The organism is Algoriphagus sp. AGSA1 (assembly GCF_021390545.1).
GTDB lineage: Bacteria > Bacteroidota > Bacteroidia > Cytophagales > Cyclobacteriaceae > Algoriphagus.
Window position 1 is genome coordinate 45,914 of sequence record NZ_JAJUWR010000014.1, and the last position, 25,140, is coordinate 71,053.

General features: G+C 42.1%; 21 protein-coding genes. 10 read left to right on the forward strand and 11 right to left on the reverse strand.

From position 1 onward, the window contains the following. Positions 1 to 2 precede the first annotated feature (2 nt). From LZF95_RS12590 to LZF95_RS12605, 4 genes are all read left to right on the forward strand, one after another. Positions 3 to 938, forward strand: coding sequence for an NAD(P)-dependent oxidoreductase (locus tag LZF95_RS12590; RefSeq protein ID WP_233755388.1), 936 nt, complete (start codon positions 3 to 5; stop codon positions 936 to 938). 446 nt (positions 939 to 1,384) lie between these two features. After that, positions 1,385 to 1,774 carry a hypothetical protein gene (locus tag LZF95_RS12595; protein ID WP_233755390.1) on the forward strand — a complete coding sequence of 130 codons (390 nt, stop codon included), beginning with the start codon at positions 1,385 to 1,387 and terminating at the stop codon, positions 1,772 to 1,774. Between the two features lie 380 nt (positions 1,775 to 2,154). Next, positions 2,155 to 2,628, forward strand: coding sequence for a transcription elongation factor GreA (greA, locus tag LZF95_RS12600; RefSeq protein ID WP_233755391.1), 474 nt, complete (start codon positions 2,155 to 2,157; stop codon positions 2,626 to 2,628). A gap of 40 nt (positions 2,629 to 2,668) precedes the next feature. Then, positions 2,669 to 3,061 (forward strand): HIT family protein, encoded by a 393-nt coding sequence (locus LZF95_RS12605; protein WP_233755393.1) that lies wholly within the window; start codon positions 2,669 to 2,671, stop codon positions 3,059 to 3,061. 126 nt (positions 3,062 to 3,187) lie between these two features. Here the strand turns inward: LZF95_RS12605 and LZF95_RS12610 are convergent, their stop codons facing one another. From LZF95_RS12610 to LZF95_RS12620, 3 genes are all read right to left on the reverse strand, one after another. After that, on the reverse strand, positions 3,188 to 4,051 hold the full coding sequence (locus LZF95_RS12610) for a carbohydrate kinase (protein ID WP_233755395.1): 864 nt from the start codon (positions 4,049 to 4,051) through the stop codon (positions 3,188 to 3,190). Next, positions 4,041 to 5,408, reverse strand: a complete 1,368-nt coding sequence (locus LZF95_RS12615; RefSeq protein ID WP_368670780.1) for a sugar porter family MFS transporter — start codon at positions 5,406 to 5,408, stop codon at positions 4,041 to 4,043. The genes LZF95_RS12610 and LZF95_RS12615 overlap by 11 nt, the downstream gene beginning before the upstream one ends. A 155-nt stretch (positions 5,409 to 5,563) precedes the next feature. After that, entirely contained in the window at positions 5,564 to 6,856 is a 1,293-nt protein-coding gene (locus LZF95_RS12620; protein ID WP_233755399.1) for an acetyl-CoA hydrolase/transferase family protein, read from the reverse strand. Positions 6,857 to 7,182: 326 nt separating this feature from the next. On the opposite strand from LZF95_RS12620, the gene LZF95_RS12625 reads away from it, so the two are divergent. The 5 genes from LZF95_RS12625 (at position 7,183) to LZF95_RS12645 (ending at position 15,189) form a co-directional block, all read left to right on the forward strand. Next, positions 7,183 to 10,560, forward strand: coding sequence for a methylmalonyl-CoA mutase family protein (locus tag LZF95_RS12625; RefSeq protein ID WP_233755401.1), 3,378 nt, complete (start codon positions 7,183 to 7,185; stop codon positions 10,558 to 10,560). A 74-nt stretch (positions 10,561 to 10,634) separates the two neighbouring features. After that, complete coding sequence (locus tag LZF95_RS12630; RefSeq protein ID WP_233755403.1) at positions 10,635 to 11,048, forward strand: OsmC family protein; 414 nt, start codon at positions 10,635 to 10,637, stop codon at positions 11,046 to 11,048. A gap of 2 nt (positions 11,049 to 11,050) precedes the next feature. Beyond that, positions 11,051 to 11,290 carry a hypothetical protein gene (locus LZF95_RS12635; protein WP_233755405.1) on the forward strand — a complete coding sequence of 80 codons (240 nt, stop codon included), beginning with the start codon at positions 11,051 to 11,053 and terminating at the stop codon, positions 11,288 to 11,290. Positions 11,291 to 11,311: 21 nt separating this feature from the next. Next, positions 11,312 to 12,322 (forward strand): cysteine protease, encoded by a 1,011-nt coding sequence (locus tag LZF95_RS12640; protein ID WP_233755407.1) that lies wholly within the window; start codon positions 11,312 to 11,314, stop codon positions 12,320 to 12,322. Next, positions 12,319 to 15,189: a PAS domain-containing hybrid sensor histidine kinase/response regulator gene (locus tag LZF95_RS12645; protein WP_233755409.1), complete on the forward strand. Its 2,871-nt coding sequence runs from the start codon at positions 12,319 to 12,321 to the stop codon at positions 15,187 to 15,189. The genes LZF95_RS12640 and LZF95_RS12645 overlap by 4 nt, the downstream gene beginning before the upstream one ends. An 18-nt stretch (positions 15,190 to 15,207) precedes the next feature. Here LZF95_RS12645 and LZF95_RS12650 read toward each other — a convergent pair whose 3' ends face one another. The 7 genes from LZF95_RS12650 to LZF95_RS12680 all read right to left on the reverse strand — a co-directional run bounded on the left by LZF95_RS12650 (position 15,208) and on the right by LZF95_RS12680 (position 22,618). After that, positions 15,208 to 16,506: a dihydrolipoamide acetyltransferase family protein gene (locus LZF95_RS12650; protein ID WP_233755411.1), complete on the reverse strand. Its 1,299-nt coding sequence runs from the start codon at positions 16,504 to 16,506 to the stop codon at positions 15,208 to 15,210. A 95-nt stretch (positions 16,507 to 16,601) separates the two neighbouring features. Then, positions 16,602 to 17,852, reverse strand: coding sequence for a competence/damage-inducible protein A (locus LZF95_RS12655; RefSeq protein ID WP_233755413.1), 1,251 nt, complete (start codon positions 17,850 to 17,852; stop codon positions 16,602 to 16,604). Between the two features lie 144 nt (positions 17,853 to 17,996). Next, on the reverse strand, positions 17,997 to 18,782 hold the full coding sequence (locus tag LZF95_RS12660) for an SDR family oxidoreductase (RefSeq protein ID WP_233755415.1): 786 nt from the start codon (positions 18,780 to 18,782) through the stop codon (positions 17,997 to 17,999). Between the two features lies 1 nt (position 18,783). Continuing rightward, a complete protein-coding gene (locus LZF95_RS12665) occupies positions 18,784 to 19,284 on the reverse strand; it encodes a dihydrofolate reductase (RefSeq protein WP_233755417.1) in 501 nt (166 codons plus the stop codon). Between the two features lie 64 nt (positions 19,285 to 19,348). Then, positions 19,349 to 20,275, reverse strand: a complete 927-nt coding sequence (locus tag LZF95_RS12670) for a DUF4412 domain-containing protein (protein WP_233755419.1) — start codon at positions 20,273 to 20,275, stop codon at positions 19,349 to 19,351. 199 nt (positions 20,276 to 20,474) lie between these two features. Continuing rightward, the gene (gene fmt, locus LZF95_RS12675; protein WP_233755421.1) at positions 20,475 to 21,398 is read right to left on the reverse strand and encodes a methionyl-tRNA formyltransferase; all 924 of its coding nucleotides are present in this window, start codon (positions 21,396 to 21,398) and stop codon (positions 20,475 to 20,477) included. A 32-nt stretch (positions 21,399 to 21,430) separates the two neighbouring features. Next, complete coding sequence (locus tag LZF95_RS12680; protein WP_233755423.1) at positions 21,431 to 22,618, reverse strand: exo-beta-N-acetylmuramidase NamZ domain-containing protein; 1,188 nt, start codon at positions 22,616 to 22,618, stop codon at positions 21,431 to 21,433. Positions 22,619 to 22,657: 39 nt separating this feature from the next. Here LZF95_RS12680 and LZF95_RS12685 point away from each other — a divergent pair, with 39 nt between their 5' ends. Next, positions 22,658 to 23,875 carry an FtsX-like permease family protein gene (locus LZF95_RS12685; protein ID WP_233755425.1) on the forward strand — a complete coding sequence of 406 codons (1,218 nt, stop codon included), beginning with the start codon at positions 22,658 to 22,660 and terminating at the stop codon, positions 23,873 to 23,875. On the opposite strand, the gene LZF95_RS12690 is transcribed toward LZF95_RS12685, so the two are convergent. Continuing rightward, a complete protein-coding gene (locus LZF95_RS12690; RefSeq protein WP_233755427.1) occupies positions 23,850 to 24,605 on the reverse strand; it encodes a polyprenol monophosphomannose synthase in 756 nt (251 codons plus the stop codon). The two genes, LZF95_RS12685 and LZF95_RS12690, sit on opposite strands and share 26 nt — an antisense overlap. Between the last annotated feature and the right edge of the window lie 535 nt (positions 24,606 to 25,140).

The following is a 25,140-nucleotide window of genomic DNA, read 5'->3' on the forward strand; positions in this document are numbered from 1 at the left end:
AGATGAAGATTCTTATCATTGACGAAATGCACGAAAGCATCATGCCTATGTTAGAAAAACATGGATATGAAGTAGTTTATTCCCCTTTGATCAGTAGAGCGGAAATATTGGATTCGGTAGCCGAATACCATGGGTTGATCATCAGATCAAAAACCCCCATGGATAGAGAGCTGTTGGAGCGTGCCATAAACCTGAAGTTTATAGGCAGGGCAGGGGCTGGATTGGACAAAATAGATCTGGAATACATGGCCGAACGGGACATCAAACTGTTTCATGCTGCCAAAGGAAATCGTGATGCCGTTGCCGAACATGCCGTGGGAATGCTTTTAGCTTTATTTAATCAAGTGGGAAAAGCTGACCGTGAAGTCAGAAAAGGAATCTGGGACAGAGAGGGTAACCGTGGCCATGAATTGATGGGGAAAACAGTCGGAATCATGGGCTTTGGAAACATGGGAAAATCCTTTGCCCATAGACTGCGTGGATTTAAGGTGGATGTTTTGGCGTATGATAAATACAAGTTGGATTTCTCGGACGACCATGTGCAGGAAGTTATGTGGGAAAAGCTAAAGGCTGAGGCGGATGTGTTGAGCATCCACGTGCCGCTGACTCCTGAAACCAGAGACTTTTTCACCCTTAAAGAACTAAAAAGTTTTGCGAAACCTTTCTGGCTGATCAATACTGCAAGAGGGGAAGTGATCAGTTTCAGGACTTTAAATGACGCCTTGGATCAGGGGATTCTTAGAGGAGCACTGCTTGATGTGTTGGAAAATGAAAAGTTTGAAAAGTTTACCCCAGATCAAAAAGCCGAATTCGAAAAACTTGCCGCTAGAGATAATGTGCTGTTCAGTCCCCACGTAGCGGGTTGGACCTATGAGTCTTACGAAAAAATAAACAAGGTTCTAGTAAAAAAGATCAAGAAGGAATTTGGTTCCGCTTAATCCCGATATATCTCAAAACTTTCGCAATCTCTCACCACACTTCGGGCAAGATGAGACTCATTATGAGAGGTTTTTGAGGTGTGCACTTTTCCCTCTGAAATCAAGGGGTTAAAATACCTGTTTTTTTGGAGAGGGAAGTTGGATGTAATCAGATGATCAATGCTATTTTTATTGAGTTAAAATATTGTTTTTCAGGGTTTTATTTTGTATTCTGATGAGGGACTACACTCTGTCTTAGATCATTCTGGGAAAAAGCAGGAAGCTTTTGTCTATTTGGATGCGATTTTGATGCGGATCATTGACGTAATACTCTCAAAAACAAGAAAAAATAAATCAATACTGCTATGAAATCGACACGATTAAAATCATCATTAAAACACACAGGCCAATGATTATTTTAATCGTCAAAGATTCCATCTGGCAATTCAAAAACAAAAAATAAACAGATGAAAACCCACCAATTGTTCAGCCTTACTGCCCTTACTGTTTTTTGCATATCCTGTGGAGGAAAATCAGGAGATGCAAACGAAGAAAGCATAGAGGCTCAAAACGAAATGAGCGGTTCCATGCATGAAAGTGATACTAACTTAGTAAAAAGGGACGGTACTCTCCTGGACGGCACTTTGGATCAAGCAGATTCCGTTCAACTCCCTCCACCAGTCTTGGAAGTGATCAAAATGGATAAATCTCTTTCAATTGATAAAATCACCAGAAAAAGAATGTTTGAGGAAGATAATGTTTCCTACTATGAAGTGACTTTTATGGCGGGTGAGCAGTCCAAAACTTTGATATTTGACCAGAATGGAAAAAAACAACCCAGTAATTTGAAGGATTGATGAAGCGATGATGCCTCCATTGACCGGCTGTCGAATGCCATGTTTGCCAATATATAGTCCTAATTTGGACAGATTGGCCAATCTTTACTAGATCCTACGGCATTAGTTGTAGGACAAAGCGGCAACAGTTGCGAGGAGGCGCCATCGTTTTTGGATTTTTGAAAAGTGTCGAACAGTTATAATTTTTGGAATTGACATCGTCGAGTAACATTCTGACGATCCATCCAATCATGTTTTCAAAAGAGAAGGAAAAAACAACAGTCTTTGCTTTGTTTCAAAGCTTTGTTATCTTTGTAGTTCAAATAAAAGCCAAAAAACAAGGTAACGGTCCCGTCTTGCGACCGTTACTTTGTTTTTGTGGCAAATAACAATTTTCAAACATGGACAAAATACAATACTATACCGAAGAAGGTCTGAAGCGTCTGAAGGATGAACTACATATGCTCAAAACCAAAGGAAGGACTGACATATCTAATCAGATAGCTGAAGCCAGGGACAAGGGTGACCTAAGCGAAAATGCCGAATACGATGCCGCTAAGGACGCACAGGGACATCTAGAGTTGAAGATTGCTAAACTGGAAGCAGTAGTGGGCAATGCCAGGGTGCTGGACAGCTCCCAGTTGGATACTTCCAAAGTGGGGATTTTGACGACGGTGAAAATCAAAAATTTAAAAAACGGCATGACGGTAAGCTATACCTTGGTGTCTGAAGAAGAGGCAGACCTGAAAGCAGGCAAGATTTCACTTGCATCTCCTTTCGGAAAAGGACTTGTAGGTAAAAAAGTAGGGGAAATCGCTGAGATAAAAGCTCCTGCGGGGACGTTGCAATTTGAAATATTGGATATAACATTCTAAACCAATCCCGACGGTTGTCGGGATTTTACTTTTGACTATCATGGCTTCAATTTTCACTAAAATCATTAACAGGGAAATCCCCGGTCACATAGTGGCTGAGGATGATAATTACATTGCTTTTCTTGATATTATGCCGTTGGTCAGAGGTCATGTACTGGTCGTTCCCAAGCAGGAAGTTGATTATATTTTTGATTTGGAACCTGAAGTGCTTTCGGGACTACATCTTTTTGCCCAGCGGGTGGCCAAGGCCATGGATAAATCCATCAAATGCACCCGGATAGGAGTTGCGGTGATAGGTCTAGAGGTTCCCCATGTACATGTACACTTAGTTCCATTGAAAACGATGGATGATATTAATTTTACCCGATCGAAGCTAAAATTGAGTGACGAGGAATTGGCGGAGATTGCAGAGAAGATCAAGGGAGGGTTTTAGGATTAATTCTTAATGTTCAATTTACATTTGCGGCAATCCCTCAATTTTTTTTACCACTCACTTTTGGGGTGTTCTAATCTTAATCTTAGACTGAAAACAGTGGTCGAATAGCAGAACGAATCACTTTCATAAATCCCCAATTCCATACTTCGGAGTGCCTCCCTTTTTACTTGCAACAAAAGCTCCTAATTTACAGGCAAAATCAAGTGCCTTGCCAAGAGATTGCTCTTCTAGATAGACTTTGATAAAGCCGCTAAGAAAAGCGTCTCCAGCACCTATGCTGTCAGCGACCTGGACTTTGTATCCTTTATGTTGTATGGTCTTACCATCTTTATAGAGCAAAGCGCCCTTTGAGCCCAAGGTCACACAGATGAGATCCATGGGGAAATGCTGATCCAAATAGGCACAGACCTTCTCTACTTCGTGATCTATATCAAAATAGTCCGCAAAGATTACCAATTCATCTTCGTTGATTTTCAGGATATCCGTATATCCCAGAAGATTCTCTATCACCTCGAAATCATAAAAGGGGGGGCGGAAGTTTACATCAAAAACACGTAGTGTCTTATGGTGTAGCAACTTCAGCAGTGTGTTTAGGCTCTCTGTATTCCGTACGCCTAGCGTGCCGAATACCAATGCATCTGAAGAAGCCACCGCCTTGTCCATTTCGGGATTCCATACTATAAAATCCCAAGCTACCGGAGATACGATAGTATATTTGATGTTTACCGGATCCTCATCATTTACCAGCACCTTTGAGGTTTCATAGTCCTGATTGATTTGGATCAAATCAACTGGAAGACTAAAACTATCTAAGAATTCCAAGAGTTGCTGGCCATCGCTATCGTTCCCAACTGAGGAAATGAGTCTGGAATTTAATCCCAGCTGATGGAGGTTTAATGCTACATTCATCGGTGCGCCGCCTGGTACTGCTCCCGAGGGAAGGCAGTCCCAAAGCATTTCTCCGAAAACGACTACTTTATGCTTCATGGGTATTATGTAAATCCTGTTGAATCTCTTCTAGTGAGCGACCTTTGGTCTCAGGCATTTTGAACTTGACCCAAAGTAATTGCCAGACCATCATCAGTGCGAAGAAAGCAAAGATATATCCCGGCCCAAACCGGGTGGCAAAATATGGGAAGACATTTGCGATCACTGCAGCTAATATCCAGTGGGTAAAACATCCAATTGATTGGCCATACGCACGAAGTTCATTAGGAAAAACCTCGGATATAAAAACCCAAATTACAGCTCCTTGTCCCACTGCATGTGAAGTGATGAATGCAAATACAAATACAGGGAGCCAAAAATTGTCAATCCCGCCAACAAGAAAATTATATGACATAAGGGATAGGGAGATTATATAACCGACGGATCCAATGTACATGAGTTTTTTACGTCCAATTTTATCTATGAGGTATAAGCCTACAAAGGTGGCAATGAGGTTCACTACGCCTATGCCTATGGTAGAAAACAGGGCGGACTCTGTCGATATTCCTGCCATCTCGAACACTCGAGGGGCGAAATAAATGATCGCATTGATCCCGGATACCTGATTGAAAAAGGCAATAAAAATAGCCAGCAGGGTAGTGGATAAAAATGCCTTGCTGAACAATGCGGTAAAGCTGCCTTTTTGTTTGATGGTTTGTTCTTCTATAATAGCTAGCCTTATCGCTTCATCTACTCCTTCAGGGTCCGTCCTTGTGAGAATTTCCCTTGCTTTTACCTGATCGTTAAATTTTGCGATAAGCCAGCGTGGACTTTCGGGAATCCTGAATATCATCACGGTATAAATCAGTGCAGGAACGGCCTCCATTCCTAACATCCATCGCCAGTCATTGGCAATTCCGGCAGTTCCAATGAGGTAATTGGAGAAGTAGGCCATTAGTATCCCGAAAACAATATTGAATTGATAGAGCGCAACAAGCAAACCCCTGTTCTTGGCAGGTGCTATTTCAGAAATATACATGGGAGCCACTACAGAAGAAGCCCCTACACCCAGACCTCCAATAAATCTAAAAAACATAAAAGAATAAGGATCGCCGGCCATTCCTGACCCTAAAGCGGAAATCAAATACAGTGCGCCAATCCAAAGGAGACTCTTCTTACGGCCAAACTTATCCGATGGAATACCTCCAAACAAGGCGCCTATTACAGTGCCATATAGGGCCATCGCAATGGCTAAACCATGTGTCAGGTCGTTTAATTTCCATACTTCCTGGATGGCCCGCTCAGCCCCTGAAATCACAGCTGTGTCAAATCCAAATAAAAATCCGCCTAATGCGGCGGTGATTGATAGGAAAAAGGCATATTTTTTTGAGGACATGGGTTGCTTTGGGTTATTGATTGATCCGCTAATCTAAAGAGAAGCGGAATAAATCAAAACCGGGACAAGATTATAGGTTGTTTTTTTTCTGTTAGGGAATATAATGATCATAGACGAATAGGTGAGGTGGAAATGGCCATGATCAAAATCAGCCATGCCCATTCAAAGATTGGTAATTACCTGAAGGCATACACATAACTCCCAAATCGCTCAATGATAGCTTTTTCAAGAGTTTCTCTGTGATCTGGATGGGCGATCTTCATCAGCTCATAGGCACGTTGACGTAGGTTTTTACCATATAGGTTGACCATTCCATATTCTGTGACTACATACTGCATATGAGCTCTAGTGGTCACCACTCCAGCACCTTCTTTTAAGAACGGGACTATTTTGGAAGCCCCTTTTCTGGTTGCTGAAGTCAATGCCATGATTGGTTTCCCGCCTTCGGATAAAGAAGCTCCTCGCATAAAATCCATTTGACCACCCACACCTGAGTACTGGTAGCTTCCTATAGAGTCCGCACAGACCTGGCCCGTAAGATCCATTTCCAAGCAGCTGTTGATGGAGATTACCTTTGGGTTTTTTCGGATGACAGCGGTGTCGTTCACATATGCTGCTTCATGAAATGAAAATTCGGGGTTGTCGTCTATCGCATCATAGAGTTCTTTTGTTCCCGTGACAAATGCGGATACGATCTTACCGGGATGCTTTTTCTTGTATTTATTGGTGATAGCGCCAGATCTGAGAAGGCCTAAAATCCCATTGGAAAACATCTCTGTATGGATTCCCAGGTCTTTGTGCTGTTTCAATGAATCCAAGACAGCATCTGGAATGGCACCAATTCCCATCTGTAGGGTGGAACGGTCATCAATCAAAGATGCACAGTGGTTCCCGATTTGACGCTCGATGTCGGTGATTTTATCCCCATAATTCACTTCAGGCAAAGGTTCATCCACATAGATGGCAGCATGGAACTTTGATATGTGGACCTGACCATCCCCATGTGTTCTCGGCATTTGTTTGTTTACCTGTGCTATAATAGTCCGGGCAGTTTCCACGGCTGGTTTTGCCACATCCACCGAGGTGCCCAGAGAGCAATATCCATGGGCATCAGGTTCGGAGACCTGCACAATGGCAACATCTATAGAGAGGATGTTCTTTCTGAATAGCTGGCCGATCTCACTCAGGAAAATAGGGACATAACCCCCATGCTCAGAATTGACGGCTTGTCTTACGTTTTGAGAGACAAACAATGAATTCATGTAAAAACTTCCCCTACATTCATCTGCCACTAAAGGCATGTCCCCTAGAGTGGTAATAGCAACTATTTCCACATCTGATAATTCATCTTTTCTAGCTGTCAGTGCATATAAGAGTCTGGTGGGAGTAGCGGCACTGCCATGTATAAAAATCCGTTGATGGCTTTGGATAGATGAGACAGCGACTTCGGGAGTGACGTAAGTAATCATAAAAGTTATGGTTGGATTGAAGTATTATAATCAAGAACGTAAAAAATACTTGAAAAGTGGTTTCAATTAAGCCTTTTATAATTCAGAGAATCTAATTTATCAGGCTAAAAAGGAGGATTGTTTCGTGCCACATGCTTAGAATACAACCTATTCTTAGATGTAAAGTGGGCAGAGCTGCTGGGACAAGTATCCAAATTATATTTTGTTTTTCCCCGTATAACAAAAGTGAGGCGGCTTTTTAATTACTATATTTGTGAGCAGCGAAGTCGCCTCTAGCGCTTCCTGGTATAAAAAAATAAGAGTGCCTAAAAGCTAACCCATCTCCAATGTCCGCAATCTCTGAGAGCTATAAACCCAAAAACCATATTAGAATAGTAACTGCAGCTTCGCTATTTGACGGGCACGATGCGGCCATCAATATTATGCGAAGAATCATACAGTCCACTGGATGTGAGGTAATTCATCTGGGGCATAACCGGTCTGTGCAGGAAATTGTGGATTGTGCCATTCAAGAGGATGTACAGGCTATTGCCATCACTTCTTATCAAGGTGGGCATGTGGAATTTTTCAAGTATATGCATGACTTGCTCCGGGAAAAAGGAGCCGCCCATGTGAAGATTTTTGGAGGAGGAGGAGGGACTATCTTGCCTGAAGAAATACACGAACTCCATGAATATGGGATCACAAGAATCTATGCCCCGGATGATGGGCGCGCAATGGGACTGCAGGGAATGATCAATGATTTGGTGAGTCAATGTGATTTTGCTATCGGAGATGAGTTGGTTGAAGGTTTTTCCTTAGATACAGAAAACAAACAGCGTGTTGCCAGGGCAATTTCTGCATTCGAGAATTTCCCTGAGAATTCCACATCGCTTCTGGAGAAAATAAGAAAGCAAAGTGAGGATCGTAAAATCCCTGTGTTGGGGATTACCGGCACAGGAGGTGCAGGGAAGTCCTCTCTTGTCGATGAATTGGTTAGGAGATTTTTGATGGACTTTAGGGATAAAACACTGGCTATCATATCTGTTGATCCTTCTAAGCGAAAAACAGGTGGAGCATTGTTAGGTGACAGGATTCGCATGAACGCTATCCATCACCCTCGAGTATATATGCGCTCACTGGCTACCCGACAGTCAAATCTGGCGTTGTCAAGATATGTGCAGGATGCGGTAGATACAGTGAAAGCGGCAGGCTTTGATATGGTGATTTTGGAAACATCAGGTATAGGGCAGTCAGATACCGAGATCATAGAGCATTCAGACCTTTCTCTGTATGTAATGACCCCGGAGTACGGGGCCGCCTCTCAACTGGAAAAAATCGATATGTTGGATTTTGCAGATGTGATCGCATTGAACAAGTTCGATAAAAGAGGTGCTTTGGATGCCATTAGGGATGTAAAAAAGCAGTATAGACGTAACCATGGTCTTTGGGACGCCAAGGATGAAGATGTCCCCGTATTTGGGACTATTGCCTCGCAATTTAATGATCCGGGTATGAATCAGCTTTACCGTGCCTTAATCACCAAAATCGCCGAAAACCATCCACAATTGCAAAGTAGCTTTGAACTGACTGGAGGCACTGCTGAGAAACTATTTATCATTCCTCCCTCCAGAACGAGGTATCTATCAGAGATCGTAGAGGTCAACAGGAATTATGATGTCTGGGTAGAGGAGCAAAAGGAAATAGCCCAGCAATTATATAGCATCTCCAAGTCGATAGAGGTAATCAAAGCAACCAAAATAGAGGATAAGGACAGATTGATCAAGGAGCTAAAAGAAGTGTATGCTCAAGTAGAACTTGAATTCGATCCAAAAAACAAAAAATGGTTGGAGGAATGGGCTTCTGAATCTTCCAAGTATGCCGATGATTTCTATGTCTTTAAAGTCCGGGACAAGGAGATCAAGGTGAAAACCTTCTCCAAGTCCCTCTCTGATACGAGGATACCTAAAATTTCATTGCCTAAATATGAGGCTTGGGGTGATCTTCTGAAATGGGGGTTGAGAGAAAACGTGCCGGGTAAGTTCCCATACACCGCCGGTGTATTTCCATTCAAGCGGGAAGGAGAGGATCCAACAAGGATGTTTGCGGGGGAAGGAGGCCCGGAACGAACCAATAAGCGTTTCCATTATGTCTCTAAGGATATGGTGGCCAAAAGACTTTCCACTGCTTTTGACTCTGTAACACTCTATGGGGAAGATCCCGACCATAGGCCAGATATCTACGGGAAAATAGGTAATTCGGGGGTAAGTATTTGCTGTTTGGACGATGCCAAAAAGCTCTACTCGGGGTTTAATCTAGTAGATCCAATGACTTCAGTGTCAATGACTATTAATGGTCCTGCTGCTACCATGACCGCCTTCTTTATGAATGCCGCGATAGATCAGCAATGTGAGGTTTATATCAAAGACAATGGGCTGGAAAAAGAGATCGATCAGAAAATTGATCTGATCTATAAGAGCAAGGATCTTCCTAGACCTGTATATAATGCCATAGTTCCTGAAGGAAATGATGGCCTGGGTTTGATGCTCTTGGGGATCACCGGCGACCAGGTATTGCCGGCAGAGGTGTATCGGAAAATCAAATCTGAGACCATTTCAAAGGTAAGAGGCACGGTTCAAGCTGACATCCTTAAAGAAGACCAGGCGCAGAATACCTGTATATTCTCAACTGAATTTTCCTTAAGGCTGATGGGGGATGTGCAGCAATACTTTATCGAGCATGGAATCCGTAATTTCTATTCTGTTTCTATCTCAGGATATCATATCGCGGAAGCCGGTGCCAATCCAATCACCCAATTGGCGCTGACACTTTCCAATGGGTTCACTTATGTAGAATATTATGTGAGCCGCGGGATGGATATCAATCAATTTGCGCCAAATCTATCCTTCTTCTTCTCTAATGGAATAGATCCTGAGTATGCGGTGATAGGAAGAGTGGCACGTAGAATCTGGGCCAAAGCCATGAAGCTTAAATATGGGGCAAATGAGCGATCCCAGATGCTCAAATACCACATTCAGACCTCAGGCCGCTCCCTACATGCTCAGGAGATAGACTTTAATGATATTCGGACTACCCTGCAGGCACTGTATGCCATATATGATAATTGCAATTCCCTACATACCAATGCCTACGATGAAGCTATCACTACTCCAACTGAAGCATCAGTTCGGAGAGCAATGGCTATACAGTTGATAATCAATAAAGAACTGGGGGTAACAAAGAATGAAAATCCGATCCAAGGTTCCTTTATTATTGAGGAGTTGACGGATCTGGTAGAGGAGGCTGTTTATGTGGAGTTTGACCGGATCACCGAGCGCGGGGGTGTTCTGGGCGCCATGGAGACTATGTATCAGCGTGGCAAGATCCAGGAGGAAAGTATGCACTATGAAATGCTGAAGCATACCGGTGAGTTCCCGATTATCGGAGTGAATACCTTCCTGTCTTCTGATGGATCCCCTACAGTGAGACCAGGTGAAGTCATTCGTGCGGAGAAAGACGAAAAAGAATCCCAGATCAAGACCTTGGAGATCTTACATGCCGCTAATCCTGATCTGGTGGAAAAACAGCTGAGGAAGCTGAAAAAGGCAGCTGTGCAAAATGAGAATATCTTTGAGGAACTTATGGAGGCGGTTAAGTATTGTTCTTTAGGGCAGATCACCCATGCATTGTACGAGGTGGGGGGACAGTACCGCCGAAATATGTAGTATGACGACAAAAAAAATAGGAAGATTGAAAAATTCTTAATTAACAATAAGTCTAAAGACTAATTAGAAATATAATGGCTAAAAGGAATGTAACGGTTCGAATGAAAGCGGATCACGAGTATGAAGCTGTGAATCCCCAGGGAAATACAGTACAGATAGATATGTACGACCCACAGGACAAAAAAGCTCAATCGCCTATGGATTTATTGCTTTCAGCTTTAGGATCATGCGCATCAGTGGATGCTGTATTGATGATGAAGAAAAAACGCAGATCTGTAGAGGATTTCTATGTAGAAGTGGAAGGGATCAGGAATGAGGGTGTACCTGCCTTTTACACCGATATATCTATGAAATTTGTGTTGGTTTCCCCAGATGCTAAGCAAGAGGAGTTTGCAAAAGTAGTAGCTCTTTCTGTGGAAAAATATTGCTCCGTGGCTTCTTCATTGAAGTCAACTATTACTTTTACATCAGAGGTAAAACCTCATTGATAATGAGGGTAGTACAGGAATTTGTCCTGGAGGATATCCGTATCAGTGTATTCTCCTGGAACAATAAATATATTATCAAGTTTGAACTTGGACCCATGGAGCAGACGTTCAAGCTTTCTGAGACGGATGTGCTTGATGAAGGTGATCTTAAAGTTTTCTTGACGGGGGACTTTTTTGAAAAAGTGAAATTAAGATTTAAGGAAATGGGGCAATCGTTTCGTGCTGAAGTGGAAAATTTATAATTTCCATTTCAGCACGAACTTATGAATCAAATACTTATTTACTTTTCACTAATACTCCTTTTCTTTTCTTCCTGCACCTCTGTGGACAGGACTGACAAGGATTTTGACAGAGCGCCGGATAAGAGCATTATTCAGGAAATGGAATCTGAACTTCAGTTGTTAGAAGGTGAAATCATTCTTTTGAAGGATCATTTTGAATTTTTATTGGGTAATAGGGATAGCATACTTTTGTCAGCTCATAAGGATAAATATAATTTTGACGAAGGTTTTTCCACAAACACCCCCCGGGATTCAGGTATTTTAAGTTCTGTAGTGATTTTTAGGAATACCCCTGATTATGACAGATCGCTGGAAAATGTATTGGTCACAAATCCTATGGATTCACTATTTCATAGGGTGATAAATAAATACGACATGATCGCCCAGGTGTATTTTAATACAGTAGATCAAGTTTCCAGGGTCTATCCACCCTATGATGCGAAAGCTCTTTTGGATCCATCTATCGATGTGACCAAGTTTAATTTTTTCTATGAGGCCAATGAGGAGAACAACCCCGGAAAAGGGCCCAAGTGGACAAAGGAAGTTTATATAGATCCTGCAGGCAGAGGTTGGATATTGTCCTTGATCCATCCTGTTTTTGATGGAGATGTTTTGTACTCGGTTCTGGGAATAGATATAACAATAGATACTATTATAACCCGATATTTAGAGAAAAGGGCGGGTAATTACCTAATAGTAAATAGTAAAGGGGATATTGTCGGGGGTGATGCGGCTGCCATAGAAGCGCTGAGTTTTCCGCCACTGCTCAATCATGTGTATAGAGAAACTATCCGTGCGGACAATTTTAGGATTTCGGATTTTAATTTGTTCAATAGCAAGAACAAGGAAGTTCGATCTATGGCACAGGCATTTTTGTTGCAGAGGAAAAGCCACTTTGTATTTAAAGATGACTTCAGTCCAAAGGACGCCTATGCCGCTCCATTAAACCTTCTCGATTGGTATTTGATAAGGATTAATCCCAGGGGTCGATGACCAGAAAAACCGGATATCGTAGAGACTATTGGCTTACGCTTATCATCGGGTCTTGCTTGGTGATCTTGGTGGTATTGTTGGGTGTGAGCTTTTTTAAGGCGATCTCTGATTCGGATATAAAATCCCGAAAGGAATTTTTGCGAAAGCAGACTGAACTTGCCGCTACTGAAGTTGAGATTGCAATCAACAGATTTGAGGATGATGCAAGGATGTTGATGGATTTCCTTGAAGATGATGATTTAGACCATGGGGATTTCGATTACGATCTTAGTAAAAACGCAAGAAGGATTTTTCATAGTTACCCGGGCTTGGTCGATACCCTTTGGGTGAATTTTCAAGACTCTGTTAATTACTTTACCCTCACTGAAAGAAATGACTTTATCCGGGGTGAATATAATCTTCCTCCATTGGAGGGGTATGGAGATTTTGTTCATTTTCTGGACGGCGACAAAAATTTTGAATTGACTTTCTTGTTGGACCCGGTGGGGTTTACCAAGGGGTTTGTGACTCACTATTATCTGAACAACGGTGGAAGTAAGATGTTGCTGTTGGGTGGTGAGTTGGTAAATATAGATTCCCATCAAAGAAAATCTGACCTGGAAATCGATCAAATATCACTTAAACAAATCAGAAAAGATGCTGCTGAAGGGGTAATCGGGGTATATGAAGTTGAATGGAAACTCGCTGATGAATCCGGAAGCGGGGTTTTGGTGGAATACCCCTTTAATTTCGGAAAGATATATGAGGAAATGGCACTGCTATTTATGGTTGAGTCCAATTCAATCTCCAGTGGGATATATAGCACCTATCTGTTTTTGTTTTCCTGTTTTGTGTTTTTGCTCATAGGCACTGTGGTTTTCTTTGCATTGTCTCTGCAAAACAGGTTAGAGTCGCAAAGGCTTCTTGAGGAAAACGCCGATGAGATTTCAGAGCTGTTTGATCAGCAGAACATTCTACTCAAGGAGTTGCGTGGCTTCGTGTTTTTTCACAATTTCAGAGGAGAAATCACCCGTGTGAGTGATGAGGTAGAGGATATTTTGGGTCATTCAAAATCAGAGTTTTTAGAGGCTTTTAGAGGGAAGGGGGGGCACAAGGACGCTCTAAAAGTCAAGGGATTGGTAAAGCGTGCACTCAGTGAGAATAAGTCTTTTATCAATGTAGAATATGATTTTGAAAAGCCGGGCGGACAGTTGGTCAGGTTACGGATTTTCGAAAAATTGATTTTTGACAAGCAAGGAAGATTTAACGGAGGACTTGGGATATGCACGGATATTACTGATCAGTATCATGGTAAATTGGAGCTGATTGAAAGTGGAAGACGACTCCAAAACTTAATAGATAATATTCCGGACACGATTTTTACTTATGATAACTCCGGAAAAGTTCTTGAGTCACATGTTAAGGATAAAGTGTTTGTACAACCCTTGGACGAATCTTTAGTGGGAAAATATCTGTTTGATTTGGTTCCTTCCCATCAAAGAGATAAGACCAAGTTTGCATTTAATCTGGCACGACAAACAGGGCAAATTCAGACTGTAGATCTAGAAATCAATACAGGTAAGGAAAACACCTTTTTTGAAGTAAGGTTTTTTCCTTTGGATACTAAGCGTATGATGTCTGTCTTCAAAGACATAACTAGCCAACGTATTTGGGAAAAGGGACTTGTCGAGGCTATGAATGCAGCAGATCAGGCGAGCAGGGCCAAGTCTGAGTTTTTGGCAAATATGAGCCATGAAATCAGAACTCCAATGAATGGGCTTCTGGGGATTATAGATCTATTGGATCAGACCACTCTCGATGCGGAGCAGACCCAATACCTGGATATCATTAAAAATTCAGGCAATTCCCTGCTGAATATCATCAAGGACATCCTCGATTATTCTAAAATTGAAGCAGGTAAAATTGATATTCACTCCATAATCTTTTGCCCTGCTGAGGAGCTTGAGAAACAGGTACAGATTTTTTATGGACTTGCACAGAAGAAAGGCATCGTTCTGCAAACAAGCTATGACTCCCTCTCCAGAGAGATGATGGAGGGGGATGTGGAGAAAATCAACCAGGTGGTCTTGAATCTGGTTGGAAATGCGGTCAAATTTACCCCTAAAGGTGGGGATGTTTTTATCCAGCTTGAACTGGAAAACATTTCCGGAGAGCTGTATTATCTGAAATGCTCCGTGAAAGACACAGGGATTGGCATTCCAGCTGACCAAATCCCTAAATTAACAGACCCTTTTTATCAGGTGGAGAGCTCAAGTTCGAGAAGCTACCAAGGAACTGGGCTTGGCTTGGCAATTGCCAAGAAGATCGTAGAACTAATGGGAGGGGAGCTCACAATCTCCAGTGAGATGGGACAGGGTGCTGAATTTGCCTTCACCGTAATCCTGAAAAAGGCACCTGAAATAATTCCGGACGATCGCCCCACGAAGGTTCAGAAGCGGGCGAACTGGAATGGGATGGCTAATGAGTATCCGTTAAAAATCCTTTTAGCTGAAGATAATGCCCTAAATCTCCAACTGATGACATTAATCCTGGATCAGTTAGGGTATGGTTTCAAGATTGCAAGAGATGGGAATGAAGTGTTGGAAATGGTAGATCGTATGCACTTCGATCTTATTCTGATGGATGTGCAGATGCCCGGTATCAATGGCTTGGAGGCTTCGAAGAAAATAAGAGAGAGAGTAGGAAAAGGGGAGATTTATATTATCGGACTATCAGCCAACGTTTTTGATGAAGATCAGAAAAAGGCAATAGAAGCCGGAATGGATGACTACCTTACCAAACCGATCAGATTAGCTGTATTGGCGGAGAAACTGAAGGAATACTCCCTGAAAAGCGAAGCAAGGAGAAAAGAAAACAAAAACCGGTGATAAGACCGGCTTTTGTTTTTATAATGATGTATGGATATCGAATGCTTCAAGGTAGTCTGCTACCCGCTTCACAAATCTACCTCCTAGTGAGCCATCCACTACACGGTGGTCGTATGAGTGGGAAAGGAACATCTTGTGCCTGATGGCGATTACGTCTCCTGTGGGAGTCTCCACTACCGCAGGTTTTTTCACAATTGCACCTACCGCCATGATGGCGACCTGAGGTTGAGGAATTATGGGAGTACCCATCACATTGCCAAAAGAGCCTACATTGGATACTGTATAGGTGCCATCAGCAAGATGGTCAGCATTTAGCTTATTGTTTCTGGCCAAATTTGCCAGTTCATTTACTTTTTTAGCGATACCTACTAGATTCAGCTGGTCAGCTTTTCTGATGATAGGAACAATAAGGTTTCCGGAAGGCAAGGCAACTGCCATACCCACATTGATGTCTTTTTTCCTGATGATCCTATCTCCATCTACTGAGATATTTATCATGGGGAAGTCCCGGATTGCCTTTGCCACTGCCTCAATAAAGAATGGAGTATAGGTGATAGACTCGCCAAACTTCTCCTTGAATTGGTGTTTGTTTCGCTCTCGCCAAAGAACGATATTGGTCATGTCCGCTTCTACAAAGGAGGTGACGTGGGCGGAGGTCTGCTTGGACTCGATCATGCGATGGGCAATCATCTTGCGCATACGATCCATCTCTATGATCTCATCTTCTCCTGAAATACTCACCTGTACTTTGGGGGCAGATATAGAAGGTATGGGGCTGCTGGCCACTTTCTGTCCGGAGGTACGTGTCTGAAGATAGCTAAGCATATCCTGCTTGGTTACCCTGCTGTCTTTTCCTGTTCCCGGTATTTTAGATAGCTCCGTTTTTGATATTCCCTCTTCCTTAGCTATGCTCAGTACAAGAGGGGAATAAAATCTGTCATCTTCCACTTCGTCAGACTTTGAAGTCTCAGGACTAGCCAGAATTGCAGTAGTATTCTCAGGGGCTGAGGCAACAAGTTCCGCCTTTGAGTTCTCCTTGTCGGCCAGATTAGGAATAGTAGGTTTAGTATCTTCTCCAGAAGTTTCTATGATAGCTATAGGAGCACCGACGGCAATCACTTCACCTTCTTTGGCAAGGATTTGCTTTATAATTCCTGCATGGGTGGAGGGGACTTCAGTGTCCACCTTATCCGTTGCCACTTCGAGCACGGATTCATCCTGTTCTATAGTGTCGCCTTCTTTTTTGAGCCAGGTCAACACTGTTCCCTCTATTATACTCTCGCCCATCTTGGGCATCAGCATTTCTACAATCGCCATGGTTATGAATTAATGATTTATTGGGTTTATATACAAGTTTTAAAATTAAATTTTAAAAAACTCTATCCCAATCCTTTTGGTAGAAATTTTATTTGTTATTTCTTTAAAATACAAATTCTAAGCAAATTCAGGACGGCTATTCCGGTCAGCTGGATATTTAGCATCCTGTCTTGGGTCAGCTGAAGTTTTTTTGTTTCCACGAAATCTTCCCCTGCACAGGCAATCCAGACTGTGCCAACAGGTTTTTCTGCTGTCCCCCCTTTTGGGCCGGCTATCCCACTACTTGACAACCCATAGTCTGCCTTGAATAATTCCCTGACCCCAAGTGCCATTTCAGTTACAGTCTCTTCACTCACAGCTCCAAATGCGTTTAAGGTATCGTTTTTTACCCGTACAAGTTCATTTTTGAATTGGTTATGGTAGGGAACTACTGCTCCCTGAAAATACGAACTACTTCCTGAAATACTTGTAATCAAATGAGAAATGTATCCTCCGGTACAGCTTTCTGCTAAAGATACAGTTTTGTTGTGTTGGTTCAATAGTTTGCCTATAGCCTCTTCCAAAGTCTCGGAATCATAGCCATATATGTATGGTTCTATCTTAGGTGATACGAGTTCAATTTGTTGCTGTATAGACTTTTCTATTTCTGACTTTACCGTACCAAATCCAGTAAGACGGAGTTTTACCTGTCCCAATGAAGGCAAGTAGGCCAACCGAATAGTGGAAGGCAGTGCGTTTTCCCAGTCTCTGATCAGGTCTGCCAACCAACTTTCACCAATTCCTACAGTTTTAATCATTCTGTGGACTATTACCGGGAGGGAGAAAAGATTTGGTAGTTTTGGTAGAACGAAATCCCGCATCAGTTTCTTCATCTCATGGGGAACACCGGGCATGGACATCCAATAGGTTCCATTCCGTTCAAACCACATTCCCGGTGCTGTGCCGACTTCATTGGGAACATAGGTACAGCAAACCGGCAAGTGGCCTTGTAGAATGTTCAATGGGGTAATTTCCCTGCCTCTTTTTTGGAAAAATTCCGTCACTGCTTTCACCGCGGCTTGATTTTCCACAACCGGGCAGTCAAAATATTCCGCCATAAGGGGCTTAGTCAAATCATCCAGGGTAGGTCCTAGTCCTCCAGTGATCAAAACAATATCAGCTCTCGCTTCAGCTGAGGCAAAAGCGGCCAAAATATCCTTGCGGTCATCACCAACAGTGGTCTTCCTAACTACTTTTACCCCAATAAGATCCAACTCCTGACTGATCCAATGGCTGTTAGTATCGACGATTTGTCCGTACAGTAATTCATCCCCTATGGCAATTATCTCCGCTGTGACTACTTTCATGTGTTTATAATTCTTTTTTTAATGGTCACATGGAATCCCTCAGCGTTTATAATCACGCCAGTGTGTGTCGATATCGACATGCTCGATTTCATGTGTTGTGGTTTTTTATTTGCTATAGCCAACCAATCCGTATTGTTTATGTTTTTATCTTACCTCTGATTTAAGAAGGATTTTGTTGAATATCCCAGGTACAAAACGTTTTAAGTAGATTCCCATTGTTTCTTTACCACCTATATAAACCTCCTCTTTTTGTCTAGTGAGCGCATCATGGATATGTTTGGCACATTCTTCGGCACTCATCCCGTTTTCCTGGGCTTTATCCATCTCATTGAGAGGACTTCCGTCTGCAGTCAGCGCATTTTTCGATACATCTGTCTTGATAAATCCGGGACATATCATGGTCACTTTGATATTGTCATGGAAATGCTCAAGACGTAGTGATTCAAAAAAACCATGGAGGGCATGCTTGGCAGCTGCATAACTCGAGCGATAGGGAGAACCGAATTTTCCCACTAAAGAAGAAATCACTCCAAACTGCCCGGATTTCCTTTCTATAAAATGAGGCAAAAGCGCCTTGGTTAGTGCCACGGTACCAAAGTAGTTTACCTCCATCAATTTCCTATCTACTTCTAAAGGGGTTTCAGAGATCAGAGAGCGCTGGCTGATCCCTCCATTGTGAAGTATCATATCCACATGCCCAAATACAGCTATGGCTTCCTTGGTTTTTTCAGCAAAAGATCCATGATCTATCAGGTCAAGTGGCAAGACTTTGCAATGGTGGGGACTGCCGCTGGAAAACTTTACTTTTTCCAGTCTATCTTGGTTACGGGCAGATAGAATTACTTGGTAACCCTCTTTGATGAATTTATACACTGACGCTTCGCCTATGCCTGACGAGGCACCGGTGATCCATATTACTTTTTTAGCCATGCTACCTAGTGATTCTTTCGTAATTTTTGTATGTGAAGGAGTATTCATGACGCTCGTCGGCTGGGTGATGCTCCTCGAATGTGACTTTCCAATCTTCCCGTCTGAATTCGGGGAAATATGTATCGCCCTCAGGTGAGGCATCTACTTCTGTAAGCACAAGTTCATCAGCCAAAGGCAAGGTTTGATTATAGATTTCACCCCCTCCGATTACGTAGAGATGGGATACACCCTTTTTTTGGCAAAAAATAAATGCCTTCTCCACACTTTCGAAGACAAAATGCCCTTCTGGAATCTGATAATCCTTATTTCTGGTAATTACGATATGGGTACGGTTGGGGAGGGGCTTGCCCAAGGATTCAAAGGTCTTTCTCCCCATAAGGATGAAATGGCCTGAGGTAATTCTTTTGAATCTCTTAAAATCATCTGGCAACCTCCAAACTAGATCATTGTCCCGACCGATGATGTGATTGGTAGCCAAAGCGGCTATGAGTGATATCTTCATAGAATATACTTCTTGCCTTGAAGATAACAGGCCTTGATCCCATAAAAAATAAAAAAACGTAGAATTAATTCTGCTGCATGGAATTCATCAGGTTGGGATATTCTTGCATTGTAAACATTTTCTCTGATGACTCATCTATTTCTATAACTTTCATATTGATTTTTCCACTTTCTGTAGAGGTAAATGTCATTTCCATGAAATTTCCTTTCGGAAGATCTTTGAAATGCTTGGAGTATCTCTCTTGTGTTTTAGTGGTCATCATTGGGCTATTAGCTCCCCAGAAGGAAGTATAACCCCCTATAGGATCTTTGGTCACCCAATAATATCCTTCCCCATCCTCAGTTTTTACATGATATTCTTCACAGCTGTGGCCAAGTATGTCTTTTGATTTGCCTGTTTTTTCCAAGATTACATCAGAATTAATGTCCATAGTGTCCAGATGGGCGTCCACCATGTCATCTAGGTTATCCAGGTTTAGTTTGTAAGCAAAACTTGATTTTTCACCTTTGTTGTCCAAGAAAAGTACAGAAGCCTGATTCTTCACATCAAAAACCATAGCAGTGGAGTTTTTTGGGTTTTTGGAATCTACCAGTTCCATAGCTGAATAGTCGGTTGTTTTAGTCAAATAGGATTTGATCATTACCGGATCCTGCGCCTTGCCTTTCTCATCTGTGGAGTTCATTTCCATGACTATATGACCAAAAAAAACATAAGCAGATTCTGTTTCCACAGGTTCTCCCAATCCTTTCATGATGCTTTCCATATCGATGCCCCTCGCATTGAGAGAATCATCCCCATACATATTGGAAAACATTTTTTCCAATTGCCTTTCGGTCATTTTGGAGGCTTCATCCTCGACCTTCCTTTCTATGGCGTTCTCTATGCCTCGGTTAGCGGCGTTCTGTATTTTTTTTATGAATTGGGCTTCAGATGAGATTGAAGACCCCAGGAAAATCAGAATAACGAACAAATATTTAGTAAAGCTTCTCATAACCATCTTATAATAAAAGGTGAAAATACTTAAGCAAGTTCTTAAAAATCAGCTAAAACTAGAAATTCGCAATAGAATTATTTTGTAAATGATACTAAGGTTCTACATCATTTTAGTGTAGATCAATTTCATTTTTTCTTTCATTTACGTTTCACCTAGAAACACAGTAAGTAAAGAGTAGAGTTATAGGTCTTTTCTACTAAAACTTGAACCCTCTAAGCATATCTTCCACTTTCATCCGCTTTTTACCCTCCATCTGCAATTCAAGAATTTCGAGAATTCCTTCTCCCGTTTGGACTTTTAGAAATGTTTTATTGTCGGTTATGAGTTCTCCAATTGCCTTGCCTGTATTTTGACTGGGAATGAATGTAGTCTTATAGACTTTACAGATTTTACCACCCAATTTTGTCCATGCAGCAGGGTAGGGCGACAGCCCCCGAACTAGATTGTGGATGGATTCGGCAGGTTTATTCCAGTCGATCTCACATGTTTCCTTGAAAATCTTTGGGGCATGATGTATAGCCATGGATTCATCCTGAGGCATGGCCTTTACCTTGTTTTCCGCAATATCCTCCACAGTTTTCAGTACCAGTTTAGCCCCGAGATTCATCAGTTTTTCATAAACTGACCCGAGGTCATCTTCCTCACCAATTGATACTTTTTCCTGATAGATAATGCTTCCGGTGTCAATTTCATGTTTTAAGAAAAAAGTAGTCACTCCGGTTTCTTTTTCTCCGTTGATGATCGCCCAGTTGATCGGCGCAGCACCCCGGTAGTTGGGCAGAAGTGACGCATGTAAATTGAATGTGCCCTGTGTGGGCATGCTCCACACTGCTTCAGGAAGCATGCGAAAAGCCACCACTATTTGTAAGTCTGCCTTTAGTGACCCAAGTTCTTCCAGAAATTCTGGGGATTTTAGGTTTGTTGGCTGGAGTATAGTTAAGCCTAATCTCAAGGCTGCTTCTTTTACAGGAGAAGGAACTAGTTTCTGACCTCTGCCTTTCGGCTTGTCCGGAGCAGTAATGACGCCCACTACGTTCCAACCATTTTCCACCAGTAGCTCTAGGGCAGGCACTGCAAATTCAGGAGTGCCCATATATATGATTCTAAGATCTTTGTCCATAATAGTTTGATTTAAGCTTGAGGTGATCAAACTCAATTGTACATTAGATATTTAGCGCGAAGGATTTCATACTTTTTCAAATCTTCTTGCCAGCTGGCTGTAATTTCTGATTCAGACTTTCCAGCCATAATCATTTTTTTCAACTGATCAGTTCCCGCCAGTGTATTGAAAAAGTTATTGAAAAACGCCTGCTCTTTGCCAGATTTATGGTAGGCATCCAGCAAGTATTTCAGCGTAAACCCATGAGATAGTGCTTCTCCTCCAAGATTCACTCCATAGCATTTTTTATCCTGATGGGGCGGGTTTTTGGACATCCCGTCTATGCTTACTGGAGTGAAGGTAAAGTTTCCAAATTTTGGGTCGGGATAGCCATAGACCTGAAATGGAAAATGGGTGCCACGCCCCAGCGAGACTATGGTCCCTTCGAAAAAACACATACTGGGATACAATCTGATCGAAAGCTCATTTGGCAGGTTTGGGGAAGGCTTGACGGGAAGTTTGTAAGCTGTACCATGAGTCCAGTTGGCTACCGGGATAACTTCTAAATCCACTTTTATTCCGCCCTTGAGCCATTTTTCCCCGTTGATCATCTGTGCCAGCTCTCCTACAGTCAATCCATGAACTACAGGAATGGGATGCATCCCTACAAAACTTTCAAAGCCTTTTTTCAGTACCGGTCCTGCTACATAATCCCCATTGGGATTAGGCCGGTCAAGAATGATGACTTTTTTGCCGTTTTCAGCGGCTGCTTCCATGAGGTAATGCATGGTGCTGATATAAGTGTAGAATCTTACTCCTACGTCCTGTAAGTCAAAAACCAGAATGTCAAGGTCCGCGATTTGTTCAGGTTTTGGTTTCTTATTATTTCCATAGAGCGAGATTATAGGCAATCCTGTCTTGGAATCTACCGTATTATCCACCTTTTCGCCTGCATCTGCCTGACCACGAAAACCATGCTCCGGTACAAATACTTTCTTCACTTTGATTCCTTTTTCCAAAAGAAAATCGACGACGTGCTTGTTATTACTATGTGTCAGAATACTGGTTTGATTGGCGACTATTCCCACATTTTTTCCCTGAAGCTGCTTCAAGTAGAGTTCAGGTCGGTCGGCACCGACCATCGCCCTCCCTTGTCTTGCGCTGGTGACAAGAGAGTAGCTTATAAATAAGAGCGCAATACTCAAAAAGTAAATAAAGGGCTTAAGTTTCGTTAGGTTCATGTTATTTTGCAATCTGATCGAACAAATTAAAGCAGTCCTTTGAACCTTTCCTATTTCATTGCCAAAAGAATCAGCTTTAAAAAAGCTGGTGGATTTTCGGCTACCATACACAAAATCGCAGTAGGAAGCCTCGCTTTGGGTCTGGCTGTGTCCTTGATCTCCTTTATGGTATTAGGGGGATTTCAGCGCACGGTATCTGAAAAAGTATATGGTTTTACAGGTCACTACCAAGTGCAGCGGTTCACGATGAGCAATGCCTTTGAAGAGGCCCCTTTCTCTCTTGATTCGGAATTCGGCCAAGGGTACAAGCAGCTTCCTTTTATTGAAAAAGTGCAGTCTTTTGCGCACAAAGCCGCTTTGATAAAAGGGAATGAAGAAGTAGAAGGTGTCCTGATGAAGGGTATAGGGAAGGACTTTGATGCACAGGCATTTCAGAGATATGTGATTGAAGGAAGAATGATTTCCATCCCTGATGAAGGAAGCAGCAATGAAGTGATGCTCAGCCATCTGATAGCCAATAAGCTGGAGCTAAGTGTAGGGGACAAGATCACCTTGTATTTCGTACAGGATCCGCCCAGATATAGGAGAGTGGAAGTGGTGGGGATCTTCCAGACTTACCTGGAAAATTTTGATGAGAAGATCATTATTGGTGAGCTTCAGACTATCAGGACTCTCAATGACTGGAAAAAAGATCAAATTGGGGGAATGGAAATCTATATTGACGACTTCAGTAAGATTTCTTCTTACACTCATGCCATAGAAGAACTTATGGACTTTGATCTAAAGCTGGTCAGTAGCGAGGACAAGTACCTTGAGATTTTCGATTGGTTAAGCCTGTTGGACAATAATGTCTATGTGTTTATAGGTTTGATCGGTTTTGTGGCAGTCTTTAATATGGGGGCAATTCTATTTATCCTGATTATGGAGCGCACACAGATGATTGGATTGCTTAAAGCTTTAGGGTCAAGCAATAAGCAAATCCAGCAGATTTTCTTTTGGAATGGGATCAATATCCTTCTTCGCGGCATGCTGATAGGAAATGCAATAGGGCTAGGAATCGGGATATTGCAGGATCAATTTAAATTAATTCCATTAGACCCGGCGAGTTATTACATGAGTTATGTTCCCATACATTGGAACTGGCCTGTTTATATCCTGATCAATTTTGGAATTGTTTTGCTTACCGCTGCTGTTTTATGGATCCCTGTCATGGTGATTTCAAGGGTGGAACCTATTCGATCAATCCGTTTTGATTAAGCTGGTAAGGACTGAAAATACTTTTGATTTTCATGGAGATCACTCCAAAACCAGCTTCCTTGAAAATCCCGGGACTCATTTTGGATGTGCCTTTGGTACGGTCCGTGAATATTATCGGTATTTCTATCAGCTTGAAACCCAATTTCCAACTAGTAAATTTCATTTCGATCTGAAAGGCATACCCCACAAACTTTATTTCATCCAACTTGATGCCTTTTAGTACGGATTTGTGGTAGCATTTGAATCCTGCCGTGGCATCCTTGATCGGTAATCCAGTGATGAATTTCACATATACACTGGCAAAATATGACATCAATACGCGTCCCATAGGCCAGTTGACCACGTTTACACCTGTGATATATCGGGAGCCAATGGCTAAATCAAAACCGTCATCAGCACAAGCATTGTAAAGACGGTTTAAATCTTCAGGATTGTGTGAAAAGTCGGCATCCATTTCGAAAATATAGTCATAGTCTTTTTCCAGCGCCCACTTAAAACCCGTGATATAAGCCGTGCCCAGACCTAATTTGCCTTCTCTTTCTATAAGGTGTAATCTTTTTGGATAGGCGATTTGTTGGCTTGTGACCAAAGCCCCGGTACCGTCCGGGCTACCGTCATCGATAATCAATAGTTCATATCCACCTGAAAGATTCATCACTGCTTGGATCATTTCCAGGATGTTTTCTTTCTCGTTGAAAGTAGGGATGATGACGAGTTTTCGATGGGTCATATTTCGAGCAAAAGCCAAAAGTAAGGCTTAAGACCGATTTTAGAAGAACGGTCTTTATAAATTTTGGTTAAAGTTTAGTTTTGTGGTAAAAAACGCCATGCCGCATGTAACTATAGTCTCTTATTTCTCACTGTGAGCTTAGATACAAATTCCTTGGAAGAAAATTTGGTGCTATCCAATATACTATCAGATCTTGATATTTCCCACCAGATTGTAAGTTGGTCTGACCAGGAAGTGAATGAGGGGTGGTTTTCCCTGTTGCTTTTCAAATCGACCTGGGGACTATTTGATCTTTATTCTGCTTTTTTTTCTTGGCTGGATAAGATCAACATACTCGGCATCCCAATACTGAATAGTCTCAACACTATCATTTGGAATTCATCGAAAAGCTATCTTTTAGAAATAGAGTCCTAAGGGATTCCTTGTGATTGCAGGCATGATTTTGTCAAAAGGCTTTACTATTTCTCCTAACTAGATAGTCGAAAAAATTCACACTGAAAGCTTGGCAATTATAAAAAAGCCATTCAGGAGCGGT

Bases quoted from the DNA above. Each gene is read 5' to 3' on its own strand.
- LZF95_RS12595 (WP_233755390.1), top strand. From the start codon at position 1,385: ATGAAAACCCACCAATTGTTCAGCCTTACTGCCCTTACTGTTTTTTGC.
- LZF95_RS12670 (WP_233755419.1), bottom strand. From the start codon at position 20,275: ATGAGAAGCTTTACTAAATATTTGTTCGTTATTCTGATTTTCCTGGGG.
- LZF95_RS12660 (WP_233755415.1), bottom strand. From the start codon at position 18,782: ATGGCTAAAAAAGTAATATGGATCACCGGTGCCTCGTCAGGCATAGGC.
- LZF95_RS12640 (WP_233755407.1), top strand. From the start codon at position 11,312: ATGAATCAAATACTTATTTACTTTTCACTAATACTCCTTTTCTTTTCT.
- LZF95_RS12605 (WP_233755393.1), top strand. From the start codon at position 2,669: ATGGCTTCAATTTTCACTAAAATCATTAACAGGGAAATCCCCGGTCAC.
- LZF95_RS12650 (WP_233755411.1), bottom strand. From the start codon at position 16,506: ATGGCGATTGTAGAAATGCTGATGCCCAAGATGGGCGAGAGTATAATA.
- LZF95_RS12655 (WP_233755413.1), bottom strand. From the start codon at position 17,852: ATGAAAGTAGTCACAGCGGAGATAATTGCCATAGGGGATGAATTACTG.
- LZF95_RS12610 (WP_233755395.1), bottom strand. From the start codon at position 4,051: ATGAAGCATAAAGTAGTCGTTTTCGGAGAAATGCTTTGGGACTGCCTT.
- LZF95_RS12665 (WP_233755417.1), bottom strand. From the start codon at position 19,284: ATGAAGATATCACTCATAGCCGCTTTGGCTACCAATCACATCATCGGT.
- LZF95_RS12680 (WP_233755423.1), bottom strand. From the start codon at position 22,618: ATGAACCTAACGAAACTTAAGCCCTTTATTTACTTTTTGAGTATTGCG.
- LZF95_RS12630 (WP_233755403.1), top strand. From the start codon at position 10,635: ATGGCTAAAAGGAATGTAACGGTTCGAATGAAAGCGGATCACGAGTAT.
- LZF95_RS12620 (WP_233755399.1), bottom strand. From the start codon at position 6,856: ATGATTACTTACGTCACTCCCGAAGTCGCTGTCTCATCTATCCAAAGC.
- LZF95_RS12690 (WP_233755427.1), bottom strand. From the start codon at position 24,605: ATGACCCATCGAAAACTCGTCATCATCCCTACTTTCAACGAGAAAGAA.
- LZF95_RS12590 (WP_233755388.1), top strand. From the start codon at position 3: ATGAAGATTCTTATCATTGACGAAATGCACGAAAGCATCATGCCTATG.
- LZF95_RS12625 (WP_233755401.1), top strand. From the start codon at position 7,183: ATGTCCGCAATCTCTGAGAGCTATAAACCCAAAAACCATATTAGAATA.
- greA (WP_233755391.1), top strand. From the start codon at position 2,155: ATGGACAAAATACAATACTATACCGAAGAAGGTCTGAAGCGTCTGAAG.
- LZF95_RS12645 (WP_233755409.1), top strand. From the start codon at position 12,319: ATGACCAGAAAAACCGGATATCGTAGAGACTATTGGCTTACGCTTATC.
- fmt (WP_233755421.1), bottom strand. From the start codon at position 21,398: ATGGACAAAGATCTTAGAATCATATATATGGGCACTCCTGAATTTGCA.
- LZF95_RS12635 (WP_233755405.1), top strand. From the start codon at position 11,051: ATGAGGGTAGTACAGGAATTTGTCCTGGAGGATATCCGTATCAGTGTA.